The 6,962-nt window shown below is 51.0% G+C and carries 7 protein-coding genes; 6 read left to right on the top strand and 1 reads right to left on the bottom strand.

Translation table 11 applies throughout. The annotated features are described in order from the left end of the window. Positions 1 to 144: 144 nt before the first annotated feature. The gene (locus tag NG833_RS01745) at positions 145 to 333 is read left to right on the top strand and encodes a hypothetical protein (RefSeq protein WP_254563612.1); all 189 of its coding nucleotides are present in this window, start codon (positions 145 to 147) and stop codon (positions 331 to 333) included. 18 nt (positions 334 to 351) lie between these two features. Continuing rightward, positions 352 to 3,531, top strand: coding sequence for an SBBP repeat-containing protein (locus tag NG833_RS01740; protein WP_254563611.1), 3,180 nt, complete (start codon positions 352 to 354; stop codon positions 3,529 to 3,531). A gap of 100 nt (positions 3,532 to 3,631) precedes the next feature. Here NG833_RS01740 and NG833_RS01735 read toward each other — a convergent pair whose 3' ends face one another. Continuing rightward, entirely contained in the window at positions 3,632 to 3,787 is a 156-nt protein-coding gene (locus NG833_RS01735) for a hypothetical protein (RefSeq protein WP_254563610.1), read from the bottom strand. Between the two features lie 344 nt (positions 3,788 to 4,131). Between NG833_RS01735 and clpS the strand changes: the two genes are divergently transcribed. From clpS to NG833_RS01715, 4 genes are all read left to right on the top strand, one after another. Continuing rightward, on the top strand, positions 4,132 to 4,413 hold the full coding sequence (gene clpS / locus NG833_RS01730; protein ID WP_015146967.1) for an ATP-dependent Clp protease adapter ClpS: 282 nt from the start codon (positions 4,132 to 4,134) through the stop codon (positions 4,411 to 4,413). A gap of 15 nt (positions 4,414 to 4,428) precedes the next feature. Continuing rightward, the gene (locus tag NG833_RS01725) at positions 4,429 to 5,271 is read left to right on the top strand and encodes a CPBP family intramembrane glutamic endopeptidase (RefSeq protein ID WP_254563609.1); all 843 of its coding nucleotides are present in this window, start codon (positions 4,429 to 4,431) and stop codon (positions 5,269 to 5,271) included. Positions 5,272 to 5,341: 70 nt separating this feature from the next. After that, on the top strand, positions 5,342 to 5,665 hold the full coding sequence (locus NG833_RS01720; RefSeq protein WP_254563608.1) for an S-layer protein: 324 nt from the start codon (positions 5,342 to 5,344) through the stop codon (positions 5,663 to 5,665). 66 nt (positions 5,666 to 5,731) lie between these two features. Next, positions 5,732 to 6,904, top strand: coding sequence for an exonuclease subunit SbcD (locus NG833_RS01715; RefSeq protein ID WP_254563607.1), 1,173 nt, complete (start codon positions 5,732 to 5,734; stop codon positions 6,902 to 6,904). Positions 6,905 to 6,962 lie beyond the last annotated feature (58 nt).

The following is a 6,962-nucleotide window of genomic DNA, read 5'->3' as shown; positions in this document are numbered from 1 at the left end:
GGCATCGAAGCCCCTACAGATACAGCTCGTTTTTATAGACCGATCGGTATCCTATTCCGTATGACCACCGACAAATGACAAATGACCACCGACAAATGACAAATGACCACCGACAAATGACAAATGACCACCGACAAATGACAAATGACCACCGACCAACGACAAGTGGGTAATCTGGGAGAGATAGGGTGGAGAAATGCCTGGACTCCTCCCGCCGGGAACGGGAAAATCCGTGGTTCTCACGAAATGATCGGCTATGATCACACCCAGCACGATGGATTCCCAGCAGGCAGAACCGCCTTACCCTTGCCGAATCGTGCTGCTTTGGTCTGAATTGAAAACACTTTTACGATGCAAAACAACATGGATGTCGAGGGGTTGGAAATCGAATGGCGATCGCCACTAGAACCGTCTAGTCTGGTAGATGCCTCTGGGCTGTTGCCTCTGACCACTGAAGCGGCAGGCACTGGATTCGATGCTGAATTCTATTTGAATGCTTATCCCGATGTGGCTCAGGCGGTTAGCACCGGCGAGTTTGAGAGTGGGTGGCAACATTGGCTGCTCTATGGTCAGCCGGAAGGCCGTTTGCCAGTCGCTGCAGTGGAATCGGTTTCCCCCGAGGAGACTCCCGGGGATTCCTTGATTGGGTCACAGGTCCCCAATTTAGGCCAGTTACCGTTAAGTTTTATTCCCAATGCGGGGCAATTTGACCCGACGGTGAATTTCTCGGTCCGAGGGGCTTCTCATGGGATTTTCTTTACCCCAGACGAGGTGGTATTCAGCGTCGCCGCACAACCGGACCCAGAATCCGAGGAAGTGCAATCTTCCGTGGTGCGCCTAGAGTTTGTTGGGGCCAATGGCAATCCAGTGATTGAAGGAATAGAACCCTTGCCCGGATTGGCGAATTTCTTATCCGGGTCTGATGAGTCCAGTTGGTCGGGGAATGTGCCTACCTACCAAGGCATTGCCTATCGGGACCTTTATGACGGTATTGATTTAGTTTATCGCGGCACCGAAGGGGAGCTCAAGCGGGAATTTGTGGTGGACCCCGGTGCGGATCCGGAGCAAATTTTGTTGGACTATAGCGGAATTGAGGCAGTCACCCTGCGGGAAGGGGCACTGGTACTACAAACAGCCTTGGGTGAGTTAATTGAGGACGCACCGATTATTTATCAGGATATCGAAGGCGATCGCGTTTCTGTGGCGGGTCAGTATGAATTACTGGACTCGGGCCAAGTTGGATTTGAGTTAGGCGCTTATGACCCCAACTATGCCCTGATTATTGACCCGACCCTGCAATATTCCAGCTATTTGGGCGGGACCCTGCAAGACCAAGGGGATGCGATCGCCCTGGATGCAGAAGGCAATATCTACATCGCCGGAAGAACCATCTCCACAGACTTTCCCACGCGGATTCCCCTACAATCCACAATTAGTAATCCCGAGTCCTTCAAATTTGATACTTTTATTACCAAGATTGCCGCTGATGGAGCCAGCGCCTTCTACTCCACCTATTTAGGGGGCCGAGACAATGACCAAGCCTTAGATCTGGTTGTCGATAGTCGCGGCAGCGCCTTTGTGGTGGGACAAACCAGTTCGGATAATTTCCCCGTCACCATAGGGGCCGCCCAGACAGCAGCGAATGGGGGAGGGGATGGGTTTATTCTCAAGCTGACTCCCAATGGCGGATTTCTCGAATTGGGGACCTATTTTGGAGGCGGGGGCTTTGATTCGGTGAATGGGATTACCCTGGATAATGAGGGGAATTTTTATGTGACCGGCCAAACGTTTTCCGAAAATTTTCCGATGGTGGATGCGGTGCAAAATACCATTGGTGCGAATGGATCCGATGTATTTGTGGCCAAGTTTAACCCCCTCGGAGGGTTGCTTTACTCCACGTTCCTAGGGGGATTTGGGAATGAGGAGGGGAATGCGATCGCCGTGGATGCGAACCAAAATATCTATGTCACGGGACAAACGAGCACGGATAACTTTCCCCTGGTGTCGGAGTTGCAGCGCAGATATCGAGGCGGTGGGGATGCCTTTGTCACCAAAATTAGTAGTGATGGCAGTGAGTTAATTTTTTCCACCTATTTAGGGGGACGAGATAGTGATGTGGGGAATGCGATCGCCGTGGATGCAGGGGGGCAAGTTTATATTGCCGGAAGCACCGGAGTCCCCCGAGATGCTCAACCCCGGGCGGTGATTCCTCTGGGGGATTTCCCCACAGTTAATCCGATTCAAGGGCAGTTAAGTGGGTTATCCTCGGCCTTTGTGACTAAGTTGGCACCGGATGGGCAAAGTTTGATTTATTCTACTTTCCTCGGTGGCAGTGGGTTTGAGTCGGGGAATGATATGGCGATCGACGATCGCGGGAATGTCTATTTGACCGGAGAAACCACCTCCTCGGATTTACCCCAGGTTGCGCCGATTCAGCCCGGATTTGGGGGAAATGGGGATGGGTTTGTGGGGAAAATTCTCGCCGATGGGACGACGATTGATTACTTAACCTATCTGGGTGGGAATGGGTTTGAGTCGGGGAATGCGATCGCGGTGAATGCGGCAGGAACAGCGTTTGTCACGGGTCAAACCGCTTCAGCGAATTTCCCCACGGTGAATCCGTTGCCGAATGCCGCAGGGGGAGTCCAAGGGGATGCCTTTGTGGTGGCGATCGTTCAACCCATCGACCCCACGCAACCGATTGTTGTCCCCCCCGGAACACCGGCCCCCAGTCCCGGTTTACCTGGCCCTGGAGGGGCCGAACCCTTCCCCCCTGCGCCAGAACCCACGGAACCCCCACCGCCACCGCCACCACCGCCGCGTTTTGAAAACTTCATTCAGTCTGTGACAGAACGAGGTCTCAATCCTCTGTCGCTGTATTTTAATGAGGCGGCCTATTTAGCCCAAAATCCCGGTGTGGCAGAAGCGGTCACCGCTGGGACTTTGACCAGTGGATTACAACATTATTTGCTGTTTGGCCGAGAGGAGGGCCGTCCTGCGCCCGCTCAGTTTTTCAATGAAGGGCAGTATTTGGCCCGGAATCCCGATGTAGCGGTGGCAGTCGGAACGGGTCAGGTGGCGAGTGGGTTTGACCATTTCGTGCAGACGGGATTTTTTGAAGGGCGCGATCGCAATGCCAAGCTGTTTTTAGAAAGTTTCTACCTGCGGCAAAATCCCGATGTTGCTGAAGCAGTGGCCGCAGGGATTTTTAATAGTGGTTACAGTCACTATCTGCAATCGGGACAGTTTGAGGGGCGCAATCCCAATCCGGCGTTTGATGAAACGTTTTATCTGACTCAAAATCCCGATGTAGCGGCGATCGTTGCCGCTGGAGGTTTCGTGAGTGGATTCCAACATTTCCTCGAACAGGGCGAACTCCAGGGTCGTCAACCGAGCCCGGTATTCAACGAATCGGCTTATTTATTCCGGAACATTGATGTCGCCCAGGCGCTGAATCGCGGGGCCTTCGGTAGCGCGTTTGAGCATTTTGTCCTGTTCGGATTACAGGAAGGACGGGTGGCAGCGCTCTAGAGTGGGCTCTCCCCTAAGAGGAGAGGGAGAATTAAGAGGTGTTCTGGCCCCCCTTCCCTCCTAGGGAAGGGGGCTGGGGGGTCTTACAAGAGTAAATTTTTTACTTCCGGTCCCCTCCCCTTGGCAAGGGGAGGGTTAGGGTGGGGTCCAAGCGATCGCGATCGTCTAGAATTTGGGTGGCTGTAAGGTCCAAGCGCACGAGCGATCTCGCGATCGCGTAGAAAGAGCAGTCTCCATACAAGGGATGTCGCCTCATGAGAGTGCGTTATGTGGCGGTAAGTGGAAGCTCTCCCGTAGGGAATCACCGAAGAAGAACCCCACCCTAACCCTCCCCTTGCCAAGGGGAGGGGACAAGAGGTGCTCTTAAGTGTAATAAACCTACTCTTGTAAGGGCACCGGGGGTTAGGTCTCCCCATCCAATTTCCTGTACCTCGGGGAAGCAGAGGGTAGGGTTCTCTCCAAATCAAAGGAGGGAAATAGTGCGGTTTTCCCTCCTTGTCTTCACTGCCGATGGATTAGTAAGTTATTCTGAATAGGAATGCTTCAAAATCCTTGGATTGACTGCAAAAATTTACGATCGCTGAATTAAAGGAGAGCGCCGTGTCAGTAGAAACCATTGAAAAGACTTCAACGGTTCGGAAAATAGCACCGCGTTATCGAGTTTTACTACATAATGATGACTTTAACTCGATGGAACATGTGGTGCAAACCTTAATGCAGACCGTGCCGAGTTTGACTCAGCCTCAAGCGGTTAGCATTATGATGGAAGCCCATAGCAATGGAATTGCCTTGGTGATTACCTGCGCCCTGGAACACGCCGAGTTTTACTGCGAAACCCTCAAAAATCATGGGTTGACCAGTACCATTGAACCGGACGAATAGGGTAAAGGGAATAGCGTGAAATTGAACTGGATCCGCTTCGGTGACTATCCGGCCCCAGGCAGGTTAGCTATTTTTGTGGCAATGCTTTTGGGGGTTTGGGTTCCAGTCGCGGTGCCGATTTATTGGCTTGTCCAGGACTCCAACTGGGTGAGCATTTTATCAATGGCAGTTTTATATGGAGAGTTTATTCTCTTGGTGCGATTTTGGGGATCAAAGGTCTACGGACAACCCCACATTCTCAAGCACTATGGGTTAGAGTTCTCTCGAAACAACGGCCAAGATCTCCTCGGAGGTCTTGGCTTTGGTTTGCTGAGTTTGTTGGGTTTACTCATCGTTGAGGGCCTGTTGGGGTGGTTGGGATGGCAACTGCCGGACCCGGCTGGATTGCCAAAAATTATTTTAGAAGGACTGGCGATCGCCCTGGGGGTGGGATTTGCTGAGGAGTTGCTCTTTCGCGGTTGGCTGTTGGATGAGTTAAAACGGGATTACCGTCCGGCAGTAGCGATCGCCGCGAATGCCACAATTTTTGCCCTCTTGCATTTTATTAAGCCGATTGAGGCAATGATTCGGAATTTACCAGCGTTTCCCGGTTTGCTGTTACTGGGGTTAACCTTGGTGGCCGCCAAACGAGTGGGTCAAGGTCGCTTGGGTTTACCCATCGGCTTTCATGGGGGTTTAGTTTGCGGCTATTATATTATTAATACAGGCCAGTTAGTCCAATATTCCGGGGCGGTCCCGGAGTGGATTACCGGGATGGACCAAAATCCGATCGCCGGAATTTCTGGGTTATTTTTATTAAGTGCGATCGCCTTCGGGATGTATCGCGCGGCTGAGTTTAAACTCAAAAGTGAGAAGTAACCGGGCGGGTTGGTAAAATTCATCAGCTTGTGCCTTGAATTAAAAACATTAACAGGGGGAAGGGAGAGTGATGCAACCAATCCGAATCGTAACCACTGCATTTTTGGCGATCGCCACTTTAGCGGTTCCCGGGCGATCGCAAAGCGTACCACCCCCATCGGTCTCCCGTGAGGAAATTGTGCAAGCTTGTGTCCAAGACCGAGTAGAAGTTTTACCGCCCCTTTTTAGTGATGTTCCCCCGGATCATTGGGCCTTTTTATCGGTCCAAAAGATTTCTTATTGTGGTCCATTTCGGTCCGCAACCCCCCCAAATTTAATCGAACGATTGATTCAGGAAGATGGCTTGTTGCCTAACCCCATGACCTTGCCCGAGAGTCCAGAACCGACACTTTAAATGGAAAAAGTGCAATTCTAAATGGTATGATAGGAACTGTGATTGCACTGATTTGGGACTCCTTCCATGCGACTAATCCACACCGCAGATTGGCATCTGGGACGACGTTTAAAAGGGATAGACCGGACAAGGGAAATTGCTGGAGTGTTACAGCAAATCCTCGCTTATGCTATTGAAAACGAGGTGGATGCGGTCCTGATTGCCGGGGATATTTTTGATGTTCCCAATCCCCCTGCTTATGCGGAACGGGTGGCTTATGAGTTTTTTTGTGGATTACAAGCTGCCGGAATTCCCGCAGTGGCGATCGCGGGCAATCATGACTCGGCGACGCGCATTGATGGACTGGCGACGTTACTCTCTTTAGCAGGAATTCGGGCATTAGGAAAACCCCGTCGCGGCGATGATGGCGGGGTGATTACTTTAGAGACAAAAAGCGGTAAATTGTGTGTGGGGGCGATGCCGTTTGCCTCAGAACGGAGGATGTTAGATGCTCACGCCCTTTGGACTCAAGATGAAGTGGTCCAACGCCAAGGTTATCGGGAAATTGTGGCGGAGTTATTTGCAGATTTGACCCAAGGATTTCGAGGCGATCGGGTGAATGTCCTCATGGGTCATTTAGCAATGGATGGGGCGAGGTTAGCTCACTCAGAAGTTGCCTATTACACCCGCGATACTTATGCCTTGGGTGAGCAAATTTTACCCCCCGAAGCGCAATATATCGCCCTGGGACATATTCATGTCCATCAACAAATTAAAGCCAGTTGTCCCACCTATTATTCCGGTTCTTTGATTCAAATTGATTTCGGGGAAGCGGAACAAGAGAAGGGCTTTTGTTTAATTACAGTAGAACCGGGAAGTCCAGCAGAAGTAGAATTTATTCCCGTTGCCTGTCAGAAACCTTTAAAGATGATTTGGTGTCAGTCCGATACTTTGAATGACACCTTGGAATCCTATCAATATTATCCGGGATTTCTCAAGGTGATGGTTAAATTAGACAGTCCTCAATTAGGACTCGCCGATCGCGTCCGGCAAATTTGTCCCCAAGCATTACAAATTCAACCGATTTATCCCGAGGCAATGGGTCATTCCGGACAACGCATTCGGGATAGCAATTCATTTGACCCGGTAGAGGAATTTCGTCACTATTACCGAGAACGATTGGAAACCACACCGGACCCGTTGGTAGTTCAGGAATTCCAGAATTTATATCATAAATTGAAAGAGAAAAATCCGGTGTAATAAGGATTGGGAGCGTCTCGCTCCCTTGTTGTTGTATGATTAGGGAGCGAGACGCTCC

The organism is Oscillatoria sp. HE19RPO, from assembly GCF_024220515.1.
In the GTDB taxonomy this organism is placed as follows: Bacteria; Cyanobacteriota; Cyanobacteriia; order Cyanobacteriales; family Laspinemataceae; genus Laspinema.
Note: the sequence above shows the minus strand (reverse complement) of the source record. Positions and strands in the feature narration are given on the sequence as shown.